Here is a 26,943-nt window from a genome sequence, read left to right as displayed (position 1 = left end):
CAGGAAGTTATTCATGGCATCGATCAGCAGTCTTGGCATCGGCTCGAACCTCGATCTGAGCACCCTGCTCACCAACCTCGAAACGGCGGAGAGCCAGCCGCTCAAGCTGCTGCAGCAGCGCCAGATCAGCTACACGAGCAAGCTGTCGGCCTACGGCCAGCTGCAGAGCGCGCTCGGCACGCTGCAGACGGCGGCCAAGAAGCTGTCGGACCCGGCTTTCTTCCTGGGCGTGAAGGCCACTTCCAGCGCCACCGACGTGATGTCCGCGAGCGCCGGCAACACCGCAGCCGCCGGCATCTACAACATCAACGTCACCCAGCTCGCGCAGGCGCAGTCGGTGGTGGCGGCCGGCCAGGCCAGCGCCAAGACGGCCATCGGCACCGGCACCATCACGATCGACTTCGGCACCATCGCCGGCGGCAGCTACGACGCGGTGAGCGGCAAGTACACGGGCGCAGGCTTCACGCCGGACGCGAGCCGCACGGCAGTGCCGATCACCATCGATGCGGCGCACAACACGCTCGAGGGCATCCGCGACGCAGTCAACGCGGCCAAGGCCGGCGTGACGGCGAGCATCGTGAACGACGGCAGCGGCACGCCCAACCGGCTGGTGCTGACATCGACCGAGACCGGCAAGGCCTCGAGCATGCGCGTCTCCGTCGCCGGCGACGCGGCGCTGGCGAACCTGCTGAACCATGATCCGGCCGGCACGCAGAACCTGCAGCAGACCGTGCAGGCGCAGAACGCCGAGCTCACGGTCAACGGCATCGCGGTCACGAGCGCGAGCAACACCGTGAAGGAATCGATCCAGGGCACGACGCTGACCGTGCTGAAGACCGGCACCAGCACCCTGAGCGTGGCGCGCGACACCGCCTCGGTCGAGACGGCGATCAACGATTTCGTCAAGGCCTACAACGGCTTGCAGAGCATGGCCGGCACGCTGACCACCTTCGACACCGACAAGCAGACCGCTGCGGCGCTGGTCGGCGACTCGACGCTGCGCAATCTGCAGACCAGCATCCGCAACACGCTGACCTCGCCGCAGGCCGGCGGCAGCGGCGACCTGACGATGCTGTCGCAGATCGGCGTGAGCTTCACGAAGGACGGCACCATGAGCGTCGACTCGGAAAAACTCAAGAGCGCGCTCGCCACCAACCTGGACGGCGTCTCCAAGCTCTTCGGGAGCGCGACCGGCAGCACCGCGGGCTACGGCAAGCAGCTCGACGCGCTGGTGACCAAGGCCACTTCCACCGGCGGCATGCTCAAGGTGGCGACCGAGGGCATCAACACCTCGCTCAAGCAGCTCGACGAGCAGTACACCGACATGCGGGCGCGCGTGGACGCCAAGGTCGAGTACTACCGCGCGCAGTTCACGCAGCTGGACCTGCTGGTCAGCAGGATGAACAGCACCAGCAGCTACCTCACGCAGCAGTTCGCGAGCATGAGCGGCAGCAGCGACAAATAACGGAACAGCCCATGTACACACCTCACACTTTCAGGACCGGCGCCAACGCCTATGCACGCGTTGGCGTGGAAACGCAGGCGATGAGCGCGTCGCCGCACCAGCTCATCTGCATGCTGTTCGACGGCGCCGTCCGCGCGATCGGCATGGCGCGGCACCACATGGCGAGCGGCGATGTCGCCGCCAAGGGCAACGCCATCTCCAAGGCCGTCGGCATCGTCGACAACGGCCTCAAGGCCAGCCTCGACGCCAAGGCGGCCGGGCCCGCCGGCGAAGGCCTGGTGGCGAACCTGTCGGCGCTCTACGACTACGTCATCCGGCGCCTGCTCCAGGCCAACCTGCACAACGATGCGCAAGCGCTCGACGAAGCCGAGGCGCTGCTCGAGAACATCGCTTCGGCATGGCGCGAGATCGACGGCATGGCCGCCGGCCACTGAGTACGATTCGGAAGAGAGAAGAGACATGGCCGCCCGCAGTGAAATCGTCCATTGCTACCTCCAACTCGCCTCGACCACGTCGCTGATGGCGGCGCAGGCGAGGGCGAAAGAGTGGGACCGGCTTCCTGCCCTGGAAGAGCAGTGCGCGACGGTGGTCGAGCGCCTGAAGCAGATCCGCGCCACGGAACCGCTGGATCCCGCGGAGCTCGACCAGGCGCAGCGCCTGATGGCGCGCATCCGTGCCGACCAGGACGAAGTGCGCCGGCTGGTCAAGCCGCAGCTCGAGCGTTTGGTGGCCACGATGGCACGGCTGCAGAAGCAGGGCGAGCTCGACAAGGCCTACGGCCTGGCGCGCTGAGCGGCGAACGCACATCGCAGCCATGAACAAGCTTTCCGGCCTGGTCGACACGCTTCTGAGCGCCAAGCTCGCGCCGCGGCTGGAGCTGCTCGCACTGCACCAGAGCCAGGTCGGAACGGACGCGGCCGCGGGGCCGGTGGTGGCGGTGCAGAAGGTCGTCAACGACACCCGCCTGCCGCCCGAGATGGCGCTGGTCCGGCACGCGCCGACCGCGGGTGCGGCGGCAGCGCCGGGCCAGTCCGCTCAGGACCAACCCGATGCGGCCACGTCGTCCGCCGCGCGGCTGTCGGTGGCGGCGCGCGTCATCGGCGCGCTGCTGGCGGAGTTTCCCGATGCCGGCCCGCTGCGGGGCGCGTCGCCGATGTGGCCGTCCTCGCAGCAGCCTTCCGCGGCCGCGCTCGCCGGCACGCTGGCGCAGACCGTGGGCGCGAGCGGCCTGTTCTACGAATCGCATTTGCGCGAGTTTGCAGAGGGCACGCGCACGCTGGCGCAACTGGCGCAGGAGCCGCAAGCGCGCTGGGCGCCGGCGAGGAGCGCGGGGCCGGAGGCCGCCGCGCAACCACTTGCCACGGCGGCAGCCATCGCGGCCGAGACGCTGAGGCCGGCGCCGCCGGCGGCCACCGTGCCCGGTGCGGCCGTGCCGCATCCGGACGACGGCGCCCCAGCGCTGCCGCAACCCGGCGCGCCGCGCTCGTCCGCCGAAGCCGGCGCGAGCGATGGCTTGCCGCTGCCGCGTGCGCCTGCAACGCAGGTCCACGCCGAGCCCTCCACGCCCGCGGCCGATGCCGCGCGCGTGCAGGCGGCCTACCGCCGGGGCGAGGCGGCACCGTCAGCTGCGCCGGAAGCGGCGCCTCTGCTGCGTACCGAAGAGGCGGCGTCGCGCCACGCCGCATCTGTTCAGGCGCTGCCCGCCGGCGAAGTGATTCACCACCAAGCCGGGACCGTGGTCCACCAGCAGCTCGACCTGCTGGCGACGGCGGTATTCCGCTGGAGCGGACAGGCGTGGCCCGAGGTTCCGATGACGTGGTCGATCCAGGAAGAAGATGCAAAGCCGCAGGGCGACGCGCCTCATGAACCCGCTGCGCGAAGCTGGACGACCACCGTCTCCTTGAGCTTGCCCCGGCTCGGGGCCGTGGATTTGCGCCTCTGCCTCACCGGTTCCCAGATCCAGGCGCAAATGGCGGCGAGCGAGGCCGGCACCGCGGCGCGCCTGCGCGCCGACAGCGGCCGGCTGGTACAGCGTTTCGAAGCGGCGGGCCTGCGGCTGCAGGAACTGCAGATCGCGGAGAAGGAGGGCAGGCCATGAGACGCCGGGCCGCTCCCAAGTCGAATAGCACCGCAGCGCGTAGCGCGGAGGTTCCCCAATGAGACGCCGGGCCGCTCCCAAGTCGAATAGCACCGCAGCGCGCAGCGCGGAGGTTCCCCAATGAACCCCGGCGGCACCGATGAACGCCAGAGCGCGGTGGCCCTGTCCTATCTGGACAAGACCCGCGCGCCCGTGGTCGTGGCCAAGGGCTACGGCGTGACGGCGGAATCGATCATGCGCGAGGCGCGCGAGAACGGCCTCTACGTCCACGCCTCGCCGGCGTTGAACAAGTTGCTGATGCAGGTCGACCTCGATCAGCAGATCCCGCCGCAGCTGTACTTGGCGGTGGCGGAAGTCATGGCCTGGATTCACCGGCTGGAAGCGGCCGAGGCGTCGCATGGAAATTAATACTTTTTATTATGCATTCTCATTGACATATTTCCGTCTTGATGAATTAGTACTTTTTTCTTCCGAATTAAACGAGGTCGGTAGTTATTGAAGTGAATGAGTTTGGGTTACGAAATAAATCACAAAAAACTGGATACCGCGCAGATGGCGGGGACCGGACGTAATTTATTTCTCACTTTCAGATACATATATCTCTGCAAGTTACAGTTGTAAACAACTCTGGATAAACTGAAGCCTTGATTTGAACGGAGTGCAAAAGTGGAACCGGATAACGTGAAGAACGCCGCTAGCGGCGAGATTTCCAAGGAAATCGGCGACCTCAACCTCGCCTACATGCTGCTGGCCCAGAAACTCGTCAAGCAAGACCGCGCGGCCGCCATGTTCAGGCTCGGTGTGAGCCGCGAACTGGCGGACATGCTCGCCGGCATGTCGCTGGCCCAGATCCTCAAGCTGGCGGCATCGAACTTCCTGCTGTGCAGCTTCCGTCTCGACGACCACCCGTCGATGTCGGCGGTGTTGGGCGAGGGGAAGGACACGACCCTGCAGCAGGCCCACATGTCGATCCTGGTATCGGCACGGCGGGTCCAGATGCTCGAGGCGGCATGAGCCGCCGGGCCGTTCCCAAGGCGAATACCGCAGCGCGCATGCGCGGAGGTTGCTCAATTTGCCGCCGGGCCGTTCCCAAGGCGAATACCGCAGCGCGCATGCGCGGAGGTTGCTTAAGTTGCCGCCGGGCCGTTCCCAAGGCGAATACCGCAGCCCGCAGCGCGGAGGTGGCCGAATGACGGCGAAAAGCGTCCTGGGGGAAGTGCGCGAGGTCCAGCTTGCGATCGAGCTGATCGGGCTGGGCGCACGCCTGCAGTTCCTCGAAGCCGAGGTGAGCCTGAGCCGCGAGCGCCTGATCCGTCTCTACAAGGAGCTCAAGGGCGTTTCGCCGCCCAAGGGCTTGCTGCCTTTTTCGACGGATTGGTACATGACCTGGCTGGCCAATATCCATTCGTCGATGTTCTACAACATGTATCAATTCATGTTGATGCACGCAAACGAGAACGGCTTGCAGGCACTGATCAAAAGCTACCGGCTATATCTGGAGCAAATTGAATCGCAGGGCGGCGAAATTGTGCTGGATTTCACACGCGCCTACACGATGGTGCGATTTTTCGACAGCGACATGCTGCAACTGAGCGCTTGCTGCCGGTGCGGCGGCAAGTTCGTGGCGCACGCGCACGACAGCAAGAGCGGCTACGTCTGCGTTCTGTGCCGGCCGCCTTCGCGCGCCGGCAAGGTACGCAGCGCGAAGCGTGCCGGCGAACACCCGTCCGAAGCGCTCACTGGTTTTGCCGTGGAAGCGACGCTGGACGCCGGCGGTTTGCACTGAAAGGGTCCTTGATTCCCCGGCTTTGGTTTGGGAGGCGAGGTTTTTGATTCGACGCCGGAAGCGGCATTAGGGGAAGCGCGTGCTCGTTCTGGTTGGTTATCTGGTGGTCCTGGGGGCCGTATTCGGCGGCTACGCCCTGATGGGCGGCCACTTCGGCGTCCTGTTCCAGCCGGTGGAGCTGCTGATGATCGGCGGCGCTGCGGTGGGCGCCTTCGTCGCGGGCAACAACGGCAAGACCATCAAGGCCACGCTCAAGGAGCTGCCGCTCCTGCTGCGCTCGTCCAAGCACAACCGCCAGCTCTACATGGACCTGCTGGCGCTGCTCTACGAGCTGCTGGCCAAGGCGCGCAAGGAAGGGATGATGAAGCTGGAGACCGACGTCGAGGACCCGGCCCAGAGCCCGATCTTCACGCGCTATCCCACCATCCTGGCCGATGCCGGCGTCATGGAGTTCCTCTGCGACTACCTGCGGCTCGCGATCAGCGGCAACACCGACGCCTTCGAGATCGAGGCGCTGATGGACCACGAGATCGAGACCATCAAGCACGAGGCCGAGATGCCGGTGCACAGCCTGACGCGGGTCAGCGATGCGCTGCCCGCGCTGGGCATCGTTGCGGCCGTGATGGGCGTGGTCCACGCGCTGGGCTCGGCCGACCTGCCGCCCTCCGAGATGGGCGCGCTGATCGCGCATGCCATGGTCGGCACTTTCCTCGGCGTGCTGCTGGCCTACGGCTTCGTCTCGCCGCTGGCCTCGGTGATCGAGCAGAAGGTGTCGGAGGGCATGAAGCTGTACCAGTGCGCCAAGGTGACCCTGCTCGCGAGCCTCAATGGCTACGCGCCGCAGCTGGCCGTGGAGTTCGGCCGCAAGGTCTTGTTCTCCACCGAGCGGCCCTCCTTCACCGAGCTGGACAGCCACGTCCGCGAAGTCAAGGCCCGGTGATGCTCACTGAGATGGCGAGGGCAGGAACATGAGCGCAGACAAGCGCATCGTCGTCAGGCGCGTCGCCGCGGCCGGCGGCGGCGGGCACGGCGGCGGCGGATGGAAGATCGCCTATGCCGACTTCATGACGGCCATGATGGCCTTCTTCCTCGTCATGTGGCTGCTCTCGAATGCGAGCCCGAAGCAGCGCGAAGGCATCGCGGAGCACTTCCGCATGCCGCTGAAGGTGGCCATGAACGGCGGCGAGAAGAGCAGCACCAGCGAGAGCGTGATCCCCGGCGGCGGCGCCGATCCGAGCATGAGCCTGGACGGCGAGATGCGGCGCGTCATGGCCGACGCCGACGACGAAGCCGATGCGAACCGCCTGGAGAGCATGAAGAAGCGGCTCGACGCGCTGATCGAGAACAGCCCGGTCTTCAAGCAGTTCCGCTCGCAGATCCTGATCGACATCACGACCGAAGGGCTGCGCCTGCAGATCGTGGACAACGAGAACCGCCCGATGTTCGACCTGGCCAGCGCGCGGCTGGTGCCGCACATGCGCGCCATCCTGCGCGAGATCGGACCCGCGCTCAACGAGCTGCCGAACAAGCTCACGCTCTCGGGCCACACCGATGCGATCGTCTACACCAACGGCGACAGGTCCTACGGCAACTGGGAGCTGTCGGCCGACCGGGCCAACGCCTCGCGGCGCGAACTGGTGATGGGCGGGATGGCCGAAGCCAAAGTGATGCGCGTGGTCGGCCTGGCCGACAGCCAGCACCTGGACAAGGCCGAGCCGCGCAATCCGATCAACCGCCGCATCAGCATCGTCGTGCTCAACCATCGCACGCAGCAGCAGATCGAGCGCGAGAACAGCGGCGACGGCGCTGCGCCCGCGCGGGCCGGCAAGCCGCCGGTGCGCATTCTCCCGGTCGACAACGTCAAGGTGACGGCCTACAAGCCGCCGGCACCCGCACACCCCTAGCAAAAGAAATCCGGTTTCGGAGCAACGATGGATCTCAGTCAGTTTTCACAAGCCTTTTTCGTCGAAGCCATCGAGCTTCTGGCGGAGATGGAGCAACTGCTTCTCGAACTCGATGTCGAGTCCCCGGACAGCGAGCAGCTCAACGCCATCTTCCGTGCCGCCCATTCGATCAAGGGCGGCGCCGCAACGTTCGGCTTCACAGCGCTGACCGAGACGACGCACCTGCTGGAGAACCTCCTGGACCGGGCGCGCCATGGCGAGCTGCGCCTGAGCGCTCCGATGATCGATGCCTTTTTGGAAACGAAGGACGCCTTGCAAGAACAACTCACTGCCTACCAGGCCGGCAAAGAGCCTGCATCGGAAAGAGTCGCGCACATCTGCGCGGTGCTTCAACAGCTCGCGCGCGAGAACGACGCTGTCGATGCCGCGCCTGCACTCGCGCCGGCCCCGGCTCCGGTGGAGGCCGCTGCGGTCGCGCCGGTCGCTGCCGCCGCGGGGGGCGCGCTGCGCATCCGCTTCGCGCGTCTTTCCGACAGCGAGTGCGATCTGCTGGCCGACGAGCTGGGCAACCTCGGTCGCGTGCTCTCGCGCACGCGCAGCAACGACCAGCTGACCGTCATGCTCGAGACCACCTGCGCGCCCGACGACATCGTCGCCGTGTGCTGCTTCGTGATCGACGAATCGCAGATCGAGATCACGCGCGAGGCGGCGCAGCCGGACGATGCGTCCGCCGCCGCCGAGCCGGAGGCGCCCGCGGCGGCGGCGAGCCCGGCTGCCGCGGCGTCGAAAGCGATGCTCGCGGCCGCGGCGCCGGCAACACCGGCTGCGGCGGCGAACGCCAAGGAGTCCAGCTCGATCCGCGTCGACGTCGAGAAGGTCGACCAGCTGATCAACCTGGTGGGCGAGCTGGTGATCACGCAGTCGATGCTGACGCAGGCGGCCACCATGCTCGACCCGGTGGCCTACGAGCGCTTCCTGAGCGGCCTCGGCCACCTCGAACGCAATGCGCGCGATCTGCAGGAGTCCGTCATGTCGATCCGCATGATGCCGATGGACTACGTATTCAGCCGTTTCCCGCGCGTGATCCGCGACGTCAGCGCCAAGCTCGGCAAGCAGGTCCGGCTCGACACCTACGGCAAGGAGACCGAGCTCGACAAGGGTCTCATCGAGCGCATCATCGATCCGCTCACCCACCTGGTTCGCAACAGCCTGGACCACGGCATCGAGACGCCGGAGCTGCGCCTGGCCAAGGGCAAGGACGCCACCGGGCAGCTCTTGCTGTCGGCCCAGCACCACGGCGGCAACATCGTGATCGAGGTCAGCGACGACGGCGCCGGCCTCAACCGCGAGAAGATCCTCGCCAAGGCCATGCAGCAAGGGCTGGCCGTGAGCGAGGCGATGCCCGACGACGAAGTGTGGCAGCTGATCTTCGCGCCCGGCTTCTCGACGGCCGAACAGGTCACCGACATCTCCGGCCGCGGCGTGGGCATGGACGTGGTCAAGCGCAACATCCAGGAGATGGGCGGTCATGTGGAGATCAGCTCGCGCGAAGGCCGCGGCACCACCACGCGCATCCTGCTGCCGCTGACGCTGGCGATCCTGAACGGCATGTCGGTCAAGGTCGGCGAGGAAGCCTACATCCTGCCGCTCAGCTACGTGATCGAGTCCCTGCAGCCGCTGCCGGAGCACCTGCATTCGATCACCGCCGACGGCCATGTCATCAAGGTGCGCGGCGAGTACCTGCCGCTGATCGAGCTGCACCGGGTCTTCGACGTCGCCGGCGCGCAGACCCAGCCGACGCAGGGCATTCTGGTGATCGTGCAGGCCGACGACGCGCGCTTCGCGCTGCTGGTCGACGAGCTGCTCGGACAGCACCAGGTGGTGGTCAAGAACCTGGAGACCAACTACCGCAAGGTGCCCGGCATCTCGGCCGCGACCATCCTGGGCGACGGCAGCGTGGCTTTCATCATCGACGTCGGCGCCATGCCGCGCATCCAGCGTGCGCAGGCGGCGAGCGCCGCCGTGCTGGCCGGCGCCTCCCGGATCGATGCCGCGGCCACCGCCCATTGAGCGAGACAGAGACGGAGACAAGAGCATGCGCTTCGATTTTTTCCGGCGTCACGATGCCGACAATCCCCTGGCCGGGGACGCGCCGCAAGACGAGTCCTCCGCACCGGCGCTTCCGGCCGCGGCGGAGCGCAGTGTCGACGGCTACGTGACCTACGCGTTGCTGCTGGACACGCAGAAGCGCGTCGCGGGCTACAGGCTCGCATGGCACCCGGCGGCGCAGCAGAACGCCGCGGGCGCGGGCGAGCTGTTCAAGGCGCTCGTGAGCTGCGTGGCAAGGCACCTCAACCCGCCCAAGACCGGATGGCGGCTCGGCCACACAGTGCTCTTCTTCGACGTGACGGCCGAGACGCTGGCGGCCAGCGAGCTGCAGGGGCTGCCGCCGGACAACGTGGTGCTGTGCCTGGGGCTGGACGCGCTCATGGATGCGGACGTGCGGCCCATCCTGCTGTTCCTGCGCGAGCAGGGCTTCCGCTTCATGCTGTGCGGCGCCCAGGCGCTGCCGGAAGATCCCGAGCTGCGCGGCCTGGTCACCCATTTCGACGTCGGCACCGGCGATCTGGACCTGGTCGCCCAGCTGCGGCGCGAGGAGCCGCCGGGCCAGCCGCTGCACCTCATCGCCACGCGCATCGCCAGCTGGAAGGACTTCGATGCCTGCGCGGCGCGTCGCGTCGATGTGTTCCTCGACGCGGCCGACATGCAGGCCGAGAAGGAGCAGGCCGGCCGCACGCTGCAGCCCGAATCGATGCTGATCGTGCGGCTGATGCAGATGATCCAGCGCAACGAGGACCTGCGCGAGATCGAGGCCGCTCTCAAGCACGACGCCGCGCTGACCTACCGGCTGCTGCGCCACATGAATTCGCCCGCCATCGGCGTGGGCGTCGAAATCCATTCGCTGCGCCACGCAGTGACGATGCTCGGCTATTCGCCCCTGTTCCGCTGGCTGTCGCTGCTGCTGGCCACCAGCAACGCGAAGGCCAGCCCGCCCTTCCTGATGAAGAAGTCGATTATCCGCGGCCGCTTCGTCGAGCTGATGGGCGAAGGCATGCTGCCGTCCGGCGAGGCCGACAACCTGTTCGTGGTCGGCATGTTCTCGATGATCGACCAGCTGCTGGGCGTGACCATGCAGGAGGTGCTGGGCAAGGTGCAGCTGAGCGAATCGGTGCAGCAGGCCATTCTTTCGCGCGAGGGCATGTACGGCCCCTTTCTCGCGCTGGCCGAGAGCTGCGACGAGGATGGCGTGCGGGCCGCGCAGCTGTCGGAGGCGCTGTTCATGAGCACCGAGCAAGTGAATGCGGCGCACCTCTCGGCACTCGTCTGGGCGCAAGACGTGAGCCCGGCCGAAGCGACGTACTGAAGAAGGCGCGGCCCGAGATGCAGGACTTTTGCACCCTTGATCGGGCCATTGGAAAAGGTGAGCGCTGTGTACATTGAAACCCATGTACCGGCGCTGACTGTGAACTCCGAATTCCTCTTTACCGATAGCGATTTCTCCAGGATCCGGACGCTGATCCATCGCCGCGCCGGCATCGCCCTGGGCGAGCAGAAGCGGCAGATGGTTTACAGCCGGCTCTCGCGTCGACTGCGCGAGCTGCAGCTGCCCGAGTTCTCGACCTACCTGGAGCTGCTCGAAGCCAGCCGCGACGGCGAGGAGTGGCAGGCCTTCATCAACTCGCTGACCACCAACCTCACGTCCTTCTTCCGCGAGGCCCACCATTTCCCGGTGCTCGCCGCGCACGTGCGCAAGAGCAAGCAGCCGGTCACGATCTGGTGCGCGGCCGCCTCCACCGGCGAGGAGCCCTATTCGATCGCCATCACGCTGATCGAGGCGCTCGGCGAACGCGCGAGCACGGCCCGCGTGATCGCCACCGACATCGACACCGCTGTGCTGGCCAAGGCCTCGGCCGGCATCTTCACGCTGGAGCAGGTGAATCGCCTGTCCACCGAGCGGCTGCGGCGCTTCTTCAACAAGGGCACCGGCAGCAACGCCGGCAAAGTGCGCGTTCGGCCCGAGGTCGCCGCGATGGTCAAGTTCTCGCGGCTCAACCTGCTCGATCCTTCGTGGCCGGTGAAGGAGCCGGTCGATGCGATCTTCTGCCGCAACGTGATGATCTACTTCGACAAGCCGACGCAGAAGAAGGTGCTCGACCGCTTCGCGCCGCTGCTCAAGCCCGAGGGCCTGCTGTTCGCCGGCCATTCGGAGAACGCCTCGCTGGTCAGCCCGGGCTTCAAGGCCGTGGGCCAGACGGTGTACGAGCTCGCCAAGGTGCGTTCATGAGCGCCGCGCCGGGCCGCCCCAAGCAAGCGAACGCCCCCTCGGGGGGCAGCGAGGACACGAAGTGCCGAGCGTGGGGGCTGGCATGAGCGCAACCGTGCCGGGCTCGGTGGCGAACCATCACTACTTCGACCGCGACCTCGATTGCAAGGCGGTCAAGCTGCTGCCTTCCGAGTACTACGTGACCACTGACGACATCGCGCTGACCACGGTGCTGGGCTCCTGCGTGGCGGCCTGCGTCGTGGACCTGGACGCCGGCGTCGCGGGCATGAACCACTTCATGCTGCCCGAAGACGGCGAGCCCGGCACGCGCGGCCAGGTCGAGTCGATGCGCTACGGCGCCTATGCGATGGAGGTGCTGATCGGCGAGATGCTGCGCGCCGGCGCGCGGCGCGACCGGCTGCAGGCCAAGGTCTTCGGCGGCGCCGCGGTGCTCGCCAACATGACCACGCTCAACATCGGCGACCGCAATGCCGACTTCGTGCTGCGCTACCTGAAGACGGAGCGCATTTCCGTCGCGGCGCAGGACCTGCGCGGCCAGCATGCGCGCCGGGTGTGCCTGCTGCCGAAGAGCGGCAAGGCCGTGGTGCGCAAGCTGCGCACGCAGGTCGACGTGCAGTCGATCCAACGCGAGGAGGGCGAGCTCTTGCGCCGGCTCTCCGCTGTCAACAAGAACACAGGGATGGTATGAGCGGCAACAAGATCAAGGTGCTCTGCGTCGACGATTCGGCGCTGATCCGCAGCGTGATGACCGAGATCATCAACAGCCAGAGCGACATGTGCGTGGTCGGCACGGCAGCGGACCCGCTGGTGGCGCGCGACCTCATCAAGCAGACCAACCCCGACGTGCTCACGCTCGACGTCGAGATGCCGCGCATGGACGGGCTGGAGTTCCTCGAGAAGCTCATGCGCCTGCGGCCGATGCCGGTGGTGATGGTGTCCTCGCTGACCGAGCGCGGCTCCGAGATCGCGCTGCGCGCGCTGGAGCTCGGCGCGATCGATTTCGTCACCAAGCCGCGGCTCGGCGTGCGCGACGGCCTGCTCAACTACACCGAGCTCATCGCCGGCAAGATCCGCGTCGCGGCCGGCGCGCGCCTGCTGCCGAGCCGGCATGCGAGCGCGCAGCGGCCCGCGGCGGATCAGGCGCAGGAGCCGCTGCTGCGCAGCCCGCTGTTGTCCACCGAGAAGCTCATCATCATCGGCGCCTCGACCGGCGGGACGGAAGCGATCCGCGAGGTGCTGCAGCCGCTGCCGCCCGACTCGCCGGCGGTGCTGATCGCCCAGCACATGCCGCCCGGCTTCACGCGCTCCTTCGCCCAGCGGCTGGACGGTTTGTGCCGCATCCATGTGAAGGAGGCCGAGCACGGCGAGCGCGTGCTGCCGGGCTATGCCTACATCGCGCCCGGCGGCTATCACCTCTCGCTCGCCCGCAGCGGCGCCAACTACGTCGCGCATCTGGACCAGGAGCCGCCGGTGAACCGGCACCGGCCCTCGATCGACGTGCTGTTCGATTCGGTGGCCAGGCACGCGGGCAAGAACGCGATCGGAATGATCCTCACCGGTATGGGCAAGGACGGCGCCGAGGGCCTGCTGCGCATGAAGCGCGCCGGCGCCCACACGCTGGCGCAGGACGAGGCGAGCTGCGTGGTCTACGGCATGCCGCGCGAGGCCGTCGCGCTCGGCGCGGTGGACGAGGTCTCGCCGTTGAACGAGATCTGCCGCCGCGTGCTGGCGCACCTGCGCACCTTCGGCGAGCGGACCAACCGCGTTTGAACTTTTTGGACTCTCAGTGGAGAAATCGTGATCGATAAGAGCATCAAAATTTTGGTCGTGGACGACTTCCCGACCATGCGCCGCATCGTGCGCAACCTGTTGAAGGAGCTGGAGTTCCTCAACGTCGACGAGGCCGAGGACGGCGCGGCCGGCATCGAGAAGCTGCGCGGCGGCAACTTCGGCTTCGTGGTCTCGGACTGGAACATGCCCAACATGGACGGCCTGACCATGCTGCAGACCATCCGCGCCGACCCGGAGCTGGCCAAGCTGCCTGTGCTGATGGTCACCGCCGAGGCGAAGAAGGAGAACATCATCGCGGCCGCGCAGGCCGGCGCCAACGGCTACGTGGTCAAGCCCTTCACGGCCGCGACGCTGGAGGAAAAGATCGTCAAGATCTTCGAGAAGCTCCAGAAAGAGGCCGCAGCATGAAGCTCACCCCCAGGCTCCCCCACTTCGTGTGGTCCGCCAACCCCCTCGCCGGAGGCAACACCAGCGGCCCGGCAAAGCCGGTTCCGCGAAGGCTTGTTGCTCTCCCCCAGGCTTCGCGCACTTCGTGTCGCTACGCCAACCCCCTCACCGGGGGCAACACCAGCGGCCCGGCAAAGCCGGTTCCGCGGTGTTTCCCGAAGAAGGCGAACTGACATGAGCCACAGCATGGATGCCGCAGGGCACGCAAACACCACCGAAGAACTGCTGGGCCGCATCGGGCACTTGACGCGCCAGCTGCGCGAGGGCCTCCGCGAGCTGGGCCTGGACAAGCAGGTCGCGCGCGCCGCGCAAGCCATTCCCGATGCGCGCGATCGACTCAACTACGTCGCCAGCATGACCGAGCGGGCGGCGCACCGCGCGCTCAATGCGATCGAGCTCGCGCAGCCGCTGCAGGAAGAGCTGGCCGACCGGGCCAAGGGCCTCACCAAGCGCTGGGACCAGTGGTTCGAGAACCCGATCGAGCTGGATCATGCGCGCGAGCTCGTGATGGACACGCGCGGCTACCTGCAGCACGTGCCGCAGCAGGCGAGCGCGATCAACACGCAGCTGATGGAAATCATGATGGCGCAGGATTTCCAGGATCTGACCGGCCAGGTCATCAAGAAGATGATGGAAGTGGTCAACGACGTCGAGACGCAGCTCTTGCAGGTGCTGATCGACAACTCGCCGATGGAGAAGCGCCACGAGCCCGCGCCGAGCGCGCAGAGCAACCTGCTCAACGGCCCGCAGATCCACGCCACCAATCCGGAAGCGGTGACGGACCAGGCACAAGTCGACGATCTGCTGGAGAGTCTTGGCTTCTAAGCCCCGAGTTGGAGGGCAATCCGGGCCTTGATCGAACGATTGTTCCAAGGCGTCGAATCCAATAATTCAGCCATGAGCTGAGGTCTTCGCCGATGCTCTTTCGGAGCATGAATGGCTGAAGAAAGCGATCTCGAGAAAACGGAACCTGCCTCGCCGCGGCGCCTGGAGAAGGCACGCGAAGAAGGCAACGTGGCCCGTTCGCGCGAGCTGGTCACTTTCGTGCTGCTCGCCACCGCCGTCGCCGGCCTCTGGCTCACGGCCGAGTCGCTCGGCAACACCATGCGCGGCGCGCTGCGCCACGGCCTGCACTTCGATCGCGCGGCCGCCTTCGATCCCTCCTACATGCTGGCCCAGACCGGGCTGATGGCGATGCAGTCGCTGGTCGCGCTGGCGCCGCTCGCCGGCATGATCGTGCTCGCCGCCCTGGCGGCGCCGCTGATGCTCGGCGGCTGGCTGTTCTCGGCCAAGGCCATCGGCCCCAAGTTCGACAAGCTCGACCCGATCGCCGGCATCAAGCGCCTGTTTTCCGCGCAGTCGCTGGCCGAGCTGCTGAAGGCGCTGGGCAAGTCGCTCCTGATCGGCGGCGTGGCCTGGCTCGTGATCATGGACAACATGGACGAGGTCAATGCGCTGATGGCGCAGTCGGAGCGCGCCGCGCTGCCGCAGATGATCGTGCTGGTGGGGCGCAACTGCGCGCTGATCACGGCCGCGCTGCTGCTCATCGCGCTGGTCGACGTGCCGTTCCAGCTCTGGAGCCACCACCGCAAGCTGCGCATGTCGCGCGAGGACCTGCGCCAGGAGCACAAGGAAAGCGAAGGCGATCCGCACATCAAGGCGCAGATCCGCCGCCAGCAGCAGCAGATGGCGCGCCGCCGGATGATGTCCGAGGTGCCCAAGGCCGACATCGTGGTCACCAACCCGACGCACTTCGCCGTCGCCCTCAAGTACGTGGACAACGACATGCGCGCGCCGCGCGTGGTGGCCAAGGGCGTCGACGCCGTGGCCGAGCGCATCCGCGAGATCGCGCGCGAGAACAAGGTCGCGATCCTCGAGGCGCCGCCGCTCACGCGCGCGCTCTACAAGCACACCAAGCTGGGGGATGAGATTCCCACCGGCCTCTACACCGCCGTGGCCGAGGTGCTGGCCTGGGTCTACCAGCTCAAGCGCTGGAAGAGCGAAGGCGGCGACGCGCCGCGCACGCCGGCCGACTTGCCGGTTCCCGAGGCCCTCGAATACAACGTGAAAGCTGCATGAACGCCCTCGCAAGCCTGATGCGCCAGCCGGCGCAGCTCTTCTCGGGCAGCCAGTTCGCGGGACTGGCCGGCCCGATCCTCATCATCATGATCCTGAGCATGATGGTGCTGCCGCTGCCGCCCTTCCTGCTGGACCTGCTGTTCACCTTCAACATCGCGATGTCGGTGATGGTGCTGCTGGTGAGCATGTACACGATGAAGGCGCTGGACTTCGCGGCGTTTCCGGCGGTGCTGCTGTTCTCCACGCTGCTGCGGCTGTCGCTCAACGTGGCCTCGACGCGCGTGGTGCTGATGCACGGCCACACCGGGCCGGACGCGGCGGGCAAGGTGATCGAGGCCTTCGGCCACTTCCTGGTCGGGGGCAACTTCGCGGTCGGCGTGATGGTCTTCATCATCCTGGTGCTAATCAACTTCATGGTCATTACCAAGGGCGCGGGCCGCATCGCCGAGGTCGGCGCGCGCTTCATGCTCGACGCCATGCCCGGCAAGCAGATGGCGATCGACGCCGACCTCAACGCCGGCCTGATCGGCGAAGACGTGGCGCGCAAGCGCCGCACCGAGGTGGCGCAGGAAGCCGACTTCTACGGCTCGATGGACGGCGCCAGCAAGTTCGTGCGCGGCGACGCGGTGGCCGGCCTGCTCATCATGGTGATCAACATCATCGGCGGCCTGGTGGTCGGCATGGTGCAGCACGGGCTGGACTTCGGAACCGCCGGCAAGACCTACACGCTGCTGGCCATCGGCGACGGCCTGGTGGCGCAGATCCCGGCGCTGGTGATCTCGACTGCGGCCGGCGTGATCGTCTCGCGCGTGACCACCGACGAGGACGTGGGCCGCCAGCTCACCGGCCAGCTGTTCTCCAGCCCGCAGGTGATGTTCCTGACGGCGGCCATCATCGGCCTGATGGGGATGATCCCCGGCATGCCGAACGTCGCCTTCCTGCTGATCGCGGGCGGCCTGGTCTGGCTCGGTCGGCGCCTGCTGCTGCGCGGGCCGCAGAAGGCCTCCGAGCAGGCCGCCGCGGCGGCGCAGGCAGCGGCGATGCCGGCGGCCGAATCCGCAGAAGCCACCTGGGACGATGTGGCGCTGGTCGATCCGCTGGGCATGGAAGTCGGCTACCGCCTGATCCCGCTGGTGGACCAGTCGCAGAACGGCGAGCTGCTGGGCCGCATCAAGAGCATCCGCAAGAAGATCGCGCAGGAGCTCGGCTTCCTGGTGCCGGTGGTGCACATCCGCGACAACCTCGAGATCCAGCCCAACACCTACATCATCAGCCTCAAGGGCGTCGAGATCGGCCGCGGCGAAGCCTTCCCCAACCAGTGGATGGCGATCAACCCGGGCCAGGTGACGGGCACGCTGCCGGGCGCGCCGACGCAGGACCCGGCCTTCGGCCTGCCCGCGGTCTGGATCGACGCCAGCCAGCGCCAGCAGGCGCAGGTCTTCGGCTACACGGTGGTCGATGCCTGCACGGTGATGGCCACGCATCTGAACCACCTGATCCAGACCCATGCCGCCGAGCTGCTGGGCCGCCAGGAAGTGCAGCAGCTGCTCGACCAGGTCGGCAAGACCGCGCCCAAGCTGACCGAGGATTTGGTGCCCAAGGTGCTGAGCCTGAGCGCGCTGCACAAGGTGCTGCAGAACCTGCTGGAGGAAGAGGTGCCGATCCGCGACATGCGCACCATCCTCGACGTGATGGCCGAGCATGCGCCGACCGTCAAGGATGCCACCGAGCTCACCACGCTGACGCGCCTGGCGCTGGGCCGCGCGATCGTGCAGCAGCTGTTCCCGGGCGATTCCGAGATGCAGGTGATCGGGCTCGACGGCACGCTCGACGGCGTGCTGCAGCAGGCCCTCGCCAGCAACAGCGGCATCGAGCCGGGCCTGGCCGACAGCCTGCTGACGCAGGCCCAGGCCGCCATCGTGCGCCAGGAGCAGATGGGCCTGGCGCCGGTGCTGGTCGTGCAGCACGCGCTGCGCGTGCTGCTCTCTCGCTTCCTGCGGCGCAGCCTGCCGCAGCTCAAGGTGCTCTCGCACGCCGAGATCCCTGATTCCCGCCGCATCAAGATCACCGCCACCATCGGAGGAAGAGTTTGAACATCATCACGGACGTGCGGACGACCGCACGCAAGTTCATCGCCAACACCAGCCGCGAGGCGCTGCGCCTGGCGCGCGAAGCCCTCGGCGCAGAGGCGATGGTGCTGACCAACCGCGTATTGGCCGACGGCGTCGAGATCGTCGCCATGGCGCCGGACGAAGTCGAGCAGGTGCTGGAGCAGGCCGCGCCCGAGGCGCCTGCCGAAGCGTTTGCGCCGGAGCTGCCGGCCGCACCCGCCGCGCCGGAAATCCCCGCGATGCGCGAGCAGCCCGCAGCCCCGATCGCCGCGCCCGTGCCCGCGCCCCAGCCGGCACCCGCGCCGGCGGCTCCCACCGACAGCGTGCTGAGCGAATTGCATTCGATGCGCGGCATGATCGAAGAGCAGCTCGCCAGCGTGGTCTGGAACGACAAGCAGCGCCGCGACCCGATGCGCGGGCGCCTGCTGCGCACCCTGCTCGGCGCCGGCTTCAGCGCGCGGCTGTCGAAGGCGATGCTGGAGCATCTGCCCGCGAACCAGAGCTACGCGCAGGGCATGGCCTTCGTGCGCTCCGAACTGATGCGCACGCTGCCGATTCTCGAGAACGAGGACGCGCTCCTGGCGCAGGGCGGCGTCTACGCGCTGATGGGGCCGACCGGCGTCGGCAAGACCACCACCACCGCCAAGCTCGCAGCGCGCTGCGTGATGCGCTTCGGCGCCGACAAGCTGGCGCTGGTGACCACCGACAGCTACCGGATCGGCGCCTACGAGCAGCTGCGCATCTACGGCCAGATCCTCAACGTGCCGGTCTATGCGGTGAAGGACGCGGCCGACCTGCACCTGGTGCTGGAGGACCTGCGCGACAAGCACATGGTGCTGATCGACACGGTGGGCATGAGCCAGCGCGACCGCGCCGTGTCCGACCAGATCGCGATGCTGTGCAGCAGCCACCGGCCGGTGAAGCGGCTGCTGCTGCTCAACGCCGCCAGCCATGGCGACACGCTCAACGAAGTGGTGCATGCCTATCGCCACGGCGACGCCAGCAGCGGCAGCGCGCTGGCCGGCTGCATCTTCACCAAGGTCGACGAGGCCACCCATCCCGGCGCACTGATCGACACCGTGATCCGGCATCGCCTGCCGGTGCACTACATCTCCAGCGGCCAGAAGGTGCCGGAGAACCTGATGCCGGCCGAGCGCGCCCAGCTGGTGGACAGCGTGTTCCAGGCCAAGAGCCACAGTGCGCTCTTCGTGCCCGGCGAAAGCGATCTGCAGGACAAGCCTGCCGGCGTGGACGCTGCGGCCGAAGTCGAGCAGGCGCAGGCCGAGACCGACCGGCTGCGCATGCAGTACCAGCGGCTGATCCAGGCCATGGCCCACGACGCGCAGGAAGTGGCGGCCGCGGCGGCAGCGCTCACCGGCGCCGAGCTGGGCTTCGAACATGCGCGCGAGCTCTGGCGCCAGGCCGCCGACGAGGACGTGGTCCACAAGGCGGTGCTGCAGTCGCTGATGGCGCATGCGAAGAGCGAGATCGCCGCCGGCTGCGACGCGCACGTGCTCGCGCTCAGCGGCCAGGTCGGCCTCAAGTCGAACGAGGGCGGCGATGCCTACGAGTGCCAGAGCAGCCTGCTCTTGTCCGACAGGAGCGGCCTGCCGCTGGCGGCGCCGAACCAGTGGCTCTCGACCGCGGCGGGGCGGGGCTCCGGCGGCGCCACGGACGCCGCGCGCAAGCCCGGCATGCGCCAGGCCCAGTGGCTGCGCCAGCAGGATTTCGGCAAGACGGTGGTGCACATGCTGCCCCGGCTGCCGGGCAGCGACTTCATGGCGCAGGGCCAGCTCTGGCTGGCGCGCGCGCCGGGCTCGACGGCCATTGCAGACCCGATCTCGGGCAAGGCCTCGAGCCTCGCGCGCCTGGCGCTGACGTTCGGCGAAACGCGGCCCGTGCGCTTCAAGGGCAAGGCGGCGCTGCAGTCCGAGGCGCATGCCGATGTGCTGCTGCGCGGCGACGCCGAGCTGCCGCCGCTGCGCTGCATCGCAACGCGCGTGACGGATGCGAAGACCCGCAAGATCCTCGCGCAGAGCTATGCGCTTTCCAACGTCGGCAGCGAGGTCACGGTGCGCCAGCTCGCGCAGTGGCAGGCCTGGGCCGCAGAGGCCGAGCCCTGCTTCCGGCTGATCCGCCAGGGCCTGCAGCTGGTCGGCGGCATGGGCGAGCTCGGCGATCCGCACATGATGAAGCGGCTGCTGATCGCGGGCCAGGTGACCACCACCGTCTGGCGCCTGCTGCATGCGCGCGGCGACTGGGCCGAGCGCACGCGCGCGCTGCTGAGTCAATTGACCGGACGGCCGGCACGGCCCGACCGCGCGCCCTCCGGCAACGCGCTCTACGTCGGCGTGGGCAAGCTGTTCCTGCTGCTGGAGGCCCTGGGCACGTGAGCAACAAGATGGTTGCCGATCAAGCCGATGGCCTGCGGCGTCTGCTGGCACACACGCCGACGCGCGTCGTCGCCGTGGCCGGCATGCAGCGCGAACTGGGCGCCACCACCGCGGCGATGAACCTGGGTGCGGCCCTGGTGCTGCAGGGCAAGGACGTGCTGCTGCTCGATGAGCACGGGATGGCGGTCGACTCCGCCTGCGCCCTCTGGTCGCTCGATCCGCTCGGCACGCTGGCCGACGTGGCCTTGCAGCGGCTGACCTGCGAAGGCGCCGCTGCGCGTGCCAGCTGCGGCGTCAGCGTGCTGCCGGCGCTGCCCGTCGCGCAGGAGCAGAGCGTGGACCCGCGCCGGCTGTGGCAGGGCGACGTGATCCTGATCGACGCCGTGTTCGACGGCGAGGGCCGGCTGTCGGCCCTGGCGCAGATGGCCGACGAACTGGTGCTGGTGCTCCAGCCCCATGCGGCGTCCATCACCTCCGCGTACTCGGGCATCAAGCGGCTGCACTACGCGCATGCGCTCCGGCAGCTGCGTCTGCTGGTCAACGGCGTCGCCGATCCCGAGGCGGCGCAGCAGATCATGGCCAACCTGGTCCACACCGGAAGCCGCTACCTGGCCGTGTCGCTGCAGCCGGCCGGATGGGTGCGTGCCGATCCGCACCTGCGCGATGCCAGGCGCCTCTCCCGCACGGTGGTCGAGGCCTTTCCGGCCAGCCCGGCGGCGGTGGATTTCCGGCGCATCGCTGCCGACATGGGGCAGTGGCCCTGGCGCCCGGGCGCCAGCCTCGCGGTGCCGCTCGCGCGCGAGACGCAGGGCTCGAACATCGCCGCCGCCTCCTGAGGCCGCGGCAACTTGGAGAAGGAAAAGAACGGCCGTGTACACCGCACAGGGAACCATCGAGAAGTCCCATCTGCTGAAGCAGCATCAGCCGATGGTGCGCCGCATGGCGCTCCAGATGATCGCCAAGCTGCCCGCCAGCGTCGAGCTGGACGACTTGATCCAGGCCGGCATGATCGGCCTCTTGGACGCGTCGAGCCGCTACGAGGACAACCGCGGCGCGCAGTTCGAGACCTTTGCCAGCCAGCGCATCCGCGGCGCCATGCTCGACGAGCTGCGCGCCAACGACTGGGGCTCGCGCGGGCTGCGCCAGTCGGCGCGCAAGGTCGAGGCGGCCATCCAGGTGCTCGAGCACCGGCTCGGCCGCGCCCCTTCCGAAGGCGAGATCGCCAAGGAACTGAAGATGAGCCTGGATGCCTACCAGGCCCAGCTGCAGGAAATCCAGGGCTGCCAGCTGCTGTACGTCGAGGACTTCACGCAGGGCGAATCCGACAGCCCCTTTCTCGACCAGAACGCGCGCGGCGCGCGCAGCGAGCGCGGCGGCAGCGACGACCCGCTGGAGCAACTGCTCGAAAGCGGTTTTCGCCACCAGCTGGTGGAGGCCATCGGCACGCTGCCCGAGCGCGACCAGCTGCTGCTCAACCTCTACTACGAGGAAGAACTCAACCTGCGCGAGATCGGCGCCATCCTCGAAGTGAGCCAGTCGCGCGTGTGCCAACTCCACAGTCAGGCGATCAGCCGGCTGCGGGCGGCGCTGAAAGAGATTCTCTAGCGCTTGTTCACAGGCCCTGGCGCTCAGTGCCCGGTGGGTGTCGCGCCCTTGCGCACCTGCGCCTGGTTGCTGCCGCCGACCTGGCTCTCGCGGTCGTGCCGGCTTTCGGGCGTGCGCTTCGGTTCGTTCCTCTGCGTCACGGGCTGGTGCCCGCTCTTGTTGTGTTCGGTGTGGCCCTTGCGATCGTTCTGCGAATTCGACATCGTGGCTCCTTGCTTCTGATGAACATGAGCCCATGTAGCGCCATGCGATCGGCGCTTTCACCGGACCGGCGCCGGCCCCGCGTGTAGGAAAACGTCGCGAGCAACATGGCAATGGTTGATCTGCGCTGCTCAATCGCTCACATTGCCAGCCATGGACGCGCTCATCAGCACGCTGACCGGCAATTCCGAGATGCTCCCGGGCGACCAGGCCGTGCTCGCCGAGCCCGGGCTGGAGGGCACGGTGGTCGCCCTGACAGCCGACCATCACGCCTACTCCAGCGAGCACGAGCGCGTGACCCGCACGCAGCTCGCGTGGCGGCTGGCGCAGCTCAAGAAGTCCAGCTTCCAGGGCGAATACGACAAGTCCCGGAGCTATGCCGCGCCGGTCTATTTCGTCCCGAGCGACACGCTGGTGGGCGACGAGCTGGTCGGCGCTCTGGGCATCGCCAGCCACCACGGCCTGTTCGGCGGCGTGGTGCCGTATCCCTTCGTGCTGACCAAGGTGATCGCCCATCCGCTGATCGATGCCGGCGCCACCGCGCCCGAGGGCTGGAAGCCCGATTTCGCCGATCGGGTGGCCAGCGCGGTGCTCGAAGGCTTCTCGGTATTCAGCCGCGAGGATGCCGATCGCGCCGGCCTGTGCCTGCTGGAGCGCGGCGCAGTGCGCATCAAGCCGGTGCGTGCGACCGGCGGCCGCGGCCAGCAGGTCGCGCGCGACAAGCGCGCACTCGCGCGCTGCCTCGACGCCATGGACGCCGCCGAGATCGCCGCCCATGGCCTGGTGCTGGAGGAGAACCTCCAGCAGCCGGTCACCTTCAGCGTCGGCCAGGTGCATGTGGGCCGGATGATCGCCAGCTACTACGGCTGGCAGCGGCTCACGTCCGACAACCGGGGCAACCAGGTCTATGGCGGTTCCGACCTCACGGTGGCGCAGGGCGATTTCGGTGCGCTGCTGGCGTTGAGTTTTCCGGCCGAGATCCGGCTGGCCGTCGAGCAGGCGCGCATCTTCCATCGCGCCGTCGAGGCCACGTTCCCGGGCTTCTTCGCGTCGCGCATCAACTACGACGTGGCGCAGGGGGCCAACAGTGCCGGCCGGTGGTGCTCGGGCGTGCTCGAGCAGTCGTGGCGCGTCGGCGGGGCGAGCGGCGCCGAGATCGCCGCGCTCGAGATCTTCGAAGAGCAGCCCGAGCGCGCCGTGGTCAATGCCTCCTGCTTCGAGGTCTACGGCGAGGACGTGGTGCCGCCGCCGAACGCCACCGTGTATTTCAGCGGCGTCGATGCGACCGCCGGGCCGCTCACGAAGTACACCGTGGCCGAGCCCTGATGCCCACCCGCCATGCCCTCATCGACATCCCGGTCGACGGCGTGCACATCGCCGGAACGCTCATCGCACCATCGACCGTGGTGCCGGGCGTGCTGCTGGTGCACGGCTGGGACGGCAGCCAGCAGCAGGACATCACGCGCGCCCACGAGCTCGCGGCGCTGGGCTGCATCTGCCTGACCTTCGACCTGCGCGGCCATGCGCGGCACCTGGCGCAGCGCGAGGCCGTCACGCGCGAAGACAACCTGCGCGACGTGCTGGCCGCCTACGACGTGCTGGTCGGCCATCCGGCCGTGGACCCGAGCGCGGTCGCCGTCGTCGGCGCCAGCTACGGCGGCTACCTGGCCGCGGTGCTGAGCTCGATGCGCCCCGTGCGCTGGCTGGCGCTGCGCGTGCCGGCCATCTACCGCGACGAGAACTGGGAGCACCCGAAGCGGCGCCTCAACGGCGACGACCTCACGCTGTACCGCCAGACTGCGATCGAACCCGAGAAGAACCGTGCGCTGGCCGCCTGCGAGGACTTCATCGGCGACGTGCTGATCGTCGAATCGGAGCACGACTCCATCGTGCCGCACCCTGTCATCGAGAACTACCTGGGCGCCTTCAAGCACGTGCGCTCGATGACCTACCGCGTGCAGATGGGCGCCGACCACGCGCTCTCCAAGAAGGCGTGGCGACAGGAGTACACGCAGCTCCTGCTGGCCTGGATGACCGACGTGAGGCGGGCCGCGAAGACCGAAGAAAAAGCCCTACCACCGCAGCAGACGAAGCGCTATGAGTCATGGGTCGAGCCTTAGTCGCCTTGGCAGAGGAAAGTGCAAAAAATTACCGCATTTGTAGTGCTTGCGACTTCAGAAATTGCGCCGGACGCCGAAATGTCATGCAGGTGCAATTCAAACAGCGAGCAGAAAGAAAATGTCCAGACTCATCGTTCTCGCCCGACATGGCAGCGTCAGGCAGTTCAACATCACCGGGCCGATCACGACCATCGGCCGCGATCCGCTTTGCGATGTGCAGATTGACAGCATCGGCGTCAGCCGGCGCCATGCCACGATCCACTGGACCGGCGACCGCTTCGTGCTGACCGACATGGCGAGCTTCAACGGCACCTTCGTCAATCGACACCGCATCTTCGAACATGCGCTGAAGAACGGCGACGCGATCACGATGGGGGAGTGCCAGCTGCGCTTTCTCTACACCTCGAAGGTGCTGCCCAGCGAAGATGCGCTGCGGCTGGTGACCCAGGCCGACTACCCGATCGACATCGACGCCGCGCGCGCGAAGAGCGACTGGGCCGCCTTCTTCCGGCGCAGCGGTGGAAGCAGCGTGTCGGCCAGGCTGCGGTGAACGGCAGGAGCCACCGAGTCAGTTGTTGTCGTCCCGAAACTGGATGCTTCGGTGCGTACCGTCGCAGAACGGCTTGTTCTTCGATCCGCCGCACCGACAGAGGAAATAGCGCTCACGCGAGGCGCCTTCGCTCCAGTTGTCGGTGTCGAGCTCGAAGCCCTGAACCTCATAGGGGCCGTTTCGTGCGATGCGAATGCTCGGGGCATTCACGTCACTGGAACCGGGTTGGGCAGCGCCCCGGTGGTTCGCGACCGCGCAGGGCGCGCTGTTCTGAGGCCGGTCGTCCGAAAACCCGATCCGGATATGGGAGCTGTCACAAAACGGCTTCCTGTTCGACGCGCCGCAGCGACACAACGCGACGCCGTTCCATCCCTGGAGCCGCTCTCCCTTTGAGTTCGTGAGGTCATCGACGGTGACCAGATAGGGGCCATTGCGCGACAGCCTGATGCGAGGTCTTTGCTCCTGCTTCATCTTGCAACTCCTTTCGGCCAACGACTCCATTCACGCGGTCGGTATTGAATGGGATGATGCGACAAGCACGCGCAACGGACACGCCGTGGCGTCAATAAACTGCGGGAGCAGCAGGCCACTTGAACCGGAGGCAGCATGAACGTTCCGGAAACGCGCTACGCGAAGAGCGGGGATTGCCATATCGCGTACCAAGTCGTTGGCGAAGGATCGCTAGACGTGGTCTTCATCCCGGGTTTCGTATCGCACCTCGAGCACGCATGGGACGAGCCGCGGTTCGCTCACTTCTACCGGCGTCTTGCTTCGTTCTCGCGCCTCATTCTGTTCGACAAGCGCGGAACCGGAATGTCGGACCCGGTGCCCATTCAGCAGCTGCCGACGCTCGAGCAACGCATGGACGACGTGCGGGCGGTCATGGATGCTGCCGGTTCGCAGCGCGCTGCGCTTGTGGGCGTTTCGGAGGGAGGACCGCTCAACCTGCTCTTCGCCGCGACCCATCCTGACCGCACCGCGGCCATGGTCATCATCGGATCATTCGCGCGCATCGCCTGGGCCCCGGACTTCGCGTTCGGAACGAAACCCGACGTGTGGCGCGCCCTGCTGGAACGAATGGAACAGGGATGGGGACAGGGGGTGCTTCTGAGCGCGTTTGCGCAGTCGCTCTCCACGAACGTGGCCGCGCGTGACTGGTGGGCGCGCTTTCAGCGGCAGGCCGCCAGTCCGGGCGCGGCAGGGGCCTTGATGCGCATGATCTACGAGATCGACACGCGCGCGATCTTGCCCGCGATACGGGTTCCGACGCTGATCCTGCACCGGACCGAAGACCGGATGGTGCCAGTCGAACACGCACGCTATCTGTCGCGGCATATCGCCGGAGCCAGGTATGTGGAGGTCCCCGGAGCGGATCACTTCTTCTTCACCGGCGACGCCGACGCCTATCTCGATCAGATCGAGGAGTTCCTGACTGGCGAGCGTCATGCAGGCGCGTCGGACCGCGTGCTGGCCACGGTCCTGTTCGCCGACATCGCCGGTTCCACCGAACGGGCCACACAGCTCGGCGATTCCCGGTGGCACGAGCTGCTCGACAGCTTCTACAGCATCGCGCGCCGTCAACTCGAGCGCTTCAGAGGGCGCGAGATCGATACCGCAGGCGACGGCTTCTTTGCCGCCTTCGACGGACCGGCGCGGGCGATCCGCTGTGCCGCGGCCATCGGAAGTAGTGTCCGCTTGCTGGGGCTGGAGGTACGCGCTGGCGTGCACACCGGCGAGTGCGAGGTGATGGGCGCCAAGATCGGTGGCATCGCGGTGCATATCGGCGCGCGCGTTGCGGGCCAGGCGGAGCCGGGGGAAGTACTCGTCTCGGGCACCGTCAAGGATCTGGTGGCTGGTTCGGGAATCTTATTTCGCGATCGCGGCGCCCATGTATTGAAAGGCGTTCCTGGCGAGTGGCATCTCTACACCGTCGCCGCGGCGAATTGATCGGCGCGTCGACGCGGCTACATGCAATCTGGCGCCCGACAGCTCAGGAGCGCGGACAGAAGGCCCCGGCCTCGGCCCAGGCCTTGATCAGCGCACCGAAC

Annotated in this window: 27 protein-coding genes; 25 read left to right on the top strand and 2 right to left on the bottom strand. The window is 67.4% G+C overall.

What is annotated here, in order from left to right; genetic code table 11:
• The first annotated feature begins 13 nt into the window (after positions 1 to 13).
• The 21 genes from fliD to EJI01_RS20100 all read left to right on the top strand — a co-directional run bounded on the left by fliD (position 14) and on the right by EJI01_RS20100 (position 22,024).
• The gene (gene fliD, locus EJI01_RS20205; RefSeq protein WP_126838912.1) at positions 14 to 1,465 is read left to right on the top strand and encodes a flagellar filament capping protein FliD; all 1,452 of its coding nucleotides are present in this window, start codon (positions 14 to 16) and stop codon (positions 1,463 to 1,465) included.
• Between the two features lie 11 nt (positions 1,466 to 1,476).
• Positions 1,477 to 1,899, top strand: coding sequence for a flagellar export chaperone FliS (fliS, locus tag EJI01_RS20200; protein ID WP_126838911.1), 423 nt, complete (start codon positions 1,477 to 1,479; stop codon positions 1,897 to 1,899).
• A gap of 25 nt (positions 1,900 to 1,924) precedes the next feature.
• Positions 1,925 to 2,257 (top strand): flagellar protein FliT, encoded by a 333-nt coding sequence (locus EJI01_RS20195; RefSeq protein WP_126838910.1) that lies wholly within the window; start codon positions 1,925 to 1,927, stop codon positions 2,255 to 2,257.
• 22 nt (positions 2,258 to 2,279) lie between these two features.
• Positions 2,280 to 3,563: a flagellar hook-length control protein FliK gene (locus EJI01_RS20190; RefSeq protein WP_126838909.1), complete on the top strand. Its 1,284-nt coding sequence runs from the start codon at positions 2,280 to 2,282 to the stop codon at positions 3,561 to 3,563.
• 120 nt (positions 3,564 to 3,683) lie between these two features.
• Positions 3,684 to 3,971, top strand: a complete 288-nt coding sequence (locus EJI01_RS20185; protein ID WP_126838908.1) for an EscU/YscU/HrcU family type III secretion system export apparatus switch protein — start codon at positions 3,684 to 3,686, stop codon at positions 3,969 to 3,971.
• Between the two features lie 258 nt (positions 3,972 to 4,229).
• Entirely contained in the window at positions 4,230 to 4,577 is a 348-nt protein-coding gene (gene flhD / locus EJI01_RS20180) for a flagellar transcriptional regulator FlhD (protein WP_126838907.1), read from the top strand.
• A 175-nt stretch (positions 4,578 to 4,752) separates the two neighbouring features.
• Entirely contained in the window at positions 4,753 to 5,349 is a 597-nt protein-coding gene (gene flhC / locus EJI01_RS20175; RefSeq protein ID WP_126838943.1) for a flagellar transcriptional regulator FlhC, read from the top strand.
• 79 nt (positions 5,350 to 5,428) lie between these two features.
• On the top strand, positions 5,429 to 6,289 hold the full coding sequence (gene motA, locus EJI01_RS20170) for a flagellar motor stator protein MotA (RefSeq protein ID WP_126838906.1): 861 nt from the start codon (positions 5,429 to 5,431) through the stop codon (positions 6,287 to 6,289).
• 28 nt (positions 6,290 to 6,317) lie between these two features.
• Positions 6,318 to 7,253: a flagellar motor protein MotB gene (gene motB, locus EJI01_RS20165; protein ID WP_126838905.1), complete on the top strand. Its 936-nt coding sequence runs from the start codon at positions 6,318 to 6,320 to the stop codon at positions 7,251 to 7,253.
• A 27-nt stretch (positions 7,254 to 7,280) separates the two neighbouring features.
• On the top strand, positions 7,281 to 9,323 hold the full coding sequence (gene cheA / locus EJI01_RS20160; RefSeq protein WP_126838904.1) for a chemotaxis protein CheA: 2,043 nt from the start codon (positions 7,281 to 7,283) through the stop codon (positions 9,321 to 9,323).
• 25 nt (positions 9,324 to 9,348) lie between these two features.
• Positions 9,349 to 10,677 (top strand): EAL and HDOD domain-containing protein, encoded by a 1,329-nt coding sequence (locus EJI01_RS20155; protein ID WP_126838903.1) that lies wholly within the window; start codon positions 9,349 to 9,351, stop codon positions 10,675 to 10,677.
• Between the two features lie 99 nt (positions 10,678 to 10,776).
• Entirely contained in the window at positions 10,777 to 11,598 is an 822-nt protein-coding gene (locus EJI01_RS20150) for a CheR family methyltransferase (protein ID WP_126838902.1), read from the top strand.
• 82 nt (positions 11,599 to 11,680) lie between these two features.
• On the top strand, positions 11,681 to 12,286 hold the full coding sequence (gene cheD / locus EJI01_RS20145) for a chemoreceptor glutamine deamidase CheD (protein WP_126838901.1): 606 nt from the start codon (positions 11,681 to 11,683) through the stop codon (positions 12,284 to 12,286).
• Positions 12,283 to 13,368, top strand: a complete 1,086-nt coding sequence (locus EJI01_RS20140) for a chemotaxis response regulator protein-glutamate methylesterase (protein WP_126838900.1) — start codon at positions 12,283 to 12,285, stop codon at positions 13,366 to 13,368. Before cheD ends, EJI01_RS20140 begins: the two co-directional genes overlap by 4 nt.
• Positions 13,369 to 13,398: 30 nt before the next feature.
• Positions 13,399 to 13,797 carry a chemotaxis response regulator CheY gene (cheY, locus tag EJI01_RS20135; RefSeq protein ID WP_185878986.1) on the top strand — a complete coding sequence of 133 codons (399 nt, stop codon included), beginning with the start codon at positions 13,399 to 13,401 and terminating at the stop codon, positions 13,795 to 13,797.
• A 213-nt stretch (positions 13,798 to 14,010) separates the two neighbouring features.
• Entirely contained in the window at positions 14,011 to 14,661 is a 651-nt protein-coding gene (gene cheZ / locus EJI01_RS20125; RefSeq protein WP_126838898.1) for a protein phosphatase CheZ, read from the top strand.
• 111 nt (positions 14,662 to 14,772) lie between these two features.
• The gene (gene flhB, locus EJI01_RS20120) at positions 14,773 to 15,915 is read left to right on the top strand and encodes a flagellar biosynthesis protein FlhB (RefSeq protein ID WP_126838897.1); all 1,143 of its coding nucleotides are present in this window, start codon (positions 14,773 to 14,775) and stop codon (positions 15,913 to 15,915) included.
• Positions 15,912 to 18,008, top strand: coding sequence for a flagellar biosynthesis protein FlhA (gene flhA / locus EJI01_RS20115; RefSeq protein ID WP_126838896.1), 2,097 nt, complete (start codon positions 15,912 to 15,914; stop codon positions 18,006 to 18,008). The genes flhB and flhA overlap by 4 nt, the downstream gene beginning before the upstream one ends.
• Positions 18,005 to 20,419 (top strand): flagellar biosynthesis protein FlhF, encoded by a 2,415-nt coding sequence (gene flhF, locus EJI01_RS20110; RefSeq protein ID WP_126838895.1) that lies wholly within the window; start codon positions 18,005 to 18,007, stop codon positions 20,417 to 20,419. The genes flhA and flhF overlap by 4 nt, the downstream gene beginning before the upstream one ends.
• The gene (locus EJI01_RS20105; RefSeq protein WP_260602537.1) at positions 20,416 to 21,255 is read left to right on the top strand and encodes a flagellar biosynthesis protein FlhG; all 840 of its coding nucleotides are present in this window, start codon (positions 20,416 to 20,418) and stop codon (positions 21,253 to 21,255) included. Before flhF ends, EJI01_RS20105 begins: the two co-directional genes overlap by 4 nt.
• Positions 21,256 to 21,289: 34 nt before the next feature.
• Positions 21,290 to 22,024, top strand: coding sequence for an RNA polymerase sigma factor FliA (locus tag EJI01_RS20100; RefSeq protein WP_126838894.1), 735 nt, complete (start codon positions 21,290 to 21,292; stop codon positions 22,022 to 22,024).
• A 23-nt stretch (positions 22,025 to 22,047) separates the two neighbouring features.
• On the opposite strand, the gene EJI01_RS20095 is transcribed toward EJI01_RS20100, so the two are convergent.
• Complete coding sequence (locus EJI01_RS20095; RefSeq protein WP_126838893.1) at positions 22,048 to 22,227, bottom strand: hypothetical protein; 180 nt, start codon at positions 22,225 to 22,227, stop codon at positions 22,048 to 22,050.
• Positions 22,228 to 22,378: 151 nt separating this feature from the next.
• On the opposite strand from EJI01_RS20095, the gene EJI01_RS20090 reads away from it, so the two are divergent.
• The 3 genes from EJI01_RS20090 (at position 22,379) to EJI01_RS20080 (ending at position 24,895) form a co-directional block, all read left to right on the top strand.
• On the top strand, positions 22,379 to 23,551 hold the full coding sequence (locus EJI01_RS20090; protein ID WP_260602535.1) for a DUF3182 family protein: 1,173 nt from the start codon (positions 22,379 to 22,381) through the stop codon (positions 23,549 to 23,551).
• On the top strand, positions 23,551 to 24,345 hold the full coding sequence (locus EJI01_RS20085; protein ID WP_185878983.1) for a S9 family peptidase: 795 nt from the start codon (positions 23,551 to 23,553) through the stop codon (positions 24,343 to 24,345). The genes EJI01_RS20090 and EJI01_RS20085 overlap by 1 nt, the downstream gene beginning before the upstream one ends.
• A gap of 118 nt (positions 24,346 to 24,463) precedes the next feature.
• Positions 24,464 to 24,895: an FHA domain-containing protein gene (locus tag EJI01_RS20080; protein ID WP_126838892.1), complete on the top strand. Its 432-nt coding sequence runs from the start codon at positions 24,464 to 24,466 to the stop codon at positions 24,893 to 24,895.
• 18 nt (positions 24,896 to 24,913) lie between these two features.
• Here the strand turns inward: EJI01_RS20080 and EJI01_RS20075 are convergent, their stop codons facing one another.
• Positions 24,914 to 25,366, bottom strand: a complete 453-nt coding sequence (locus EJI01_RS20075) for a CDGSH iron-sulfur domain-containing protein (protein ID WP_185878982.1) — start codon at positions 25,364 to 25,366, stop codon at positions 24,914 to 24,916.
• A gap of 135 nt (positions 25,367 to 25,501) precedes the next feature.
• Between EJI01_RS20075 and EJI01_RS20070 the strand changes: the two genes are divergently transcribed.
• Positions 25,502 to 26,842, top strand: coding sequence for an adenylate/guanylate cyclase domain-containing protein (locus tag EJI01_RS20070; protein WP_126838890.1), 1,341 nt, complete (start codon positions 25,502 to 25,504; stop codon positions 26,840 to 26,842).
• Positions 26,843 to 26,943 lie beyond the last annotated feature (101 nt).

The sequence above is a fragment of the Variovorax sp. MHTC-1 genome (assembly GCF_003984645.1).
GTDB lineage: Bacteria > Pseudomonadota > Gammaproteobacteria > Burkholderiales > Burkholderiaceae_C > Variovorax.
This window is presented reverse-complemented; position numbering and strand designations above follow the sequence as displayed.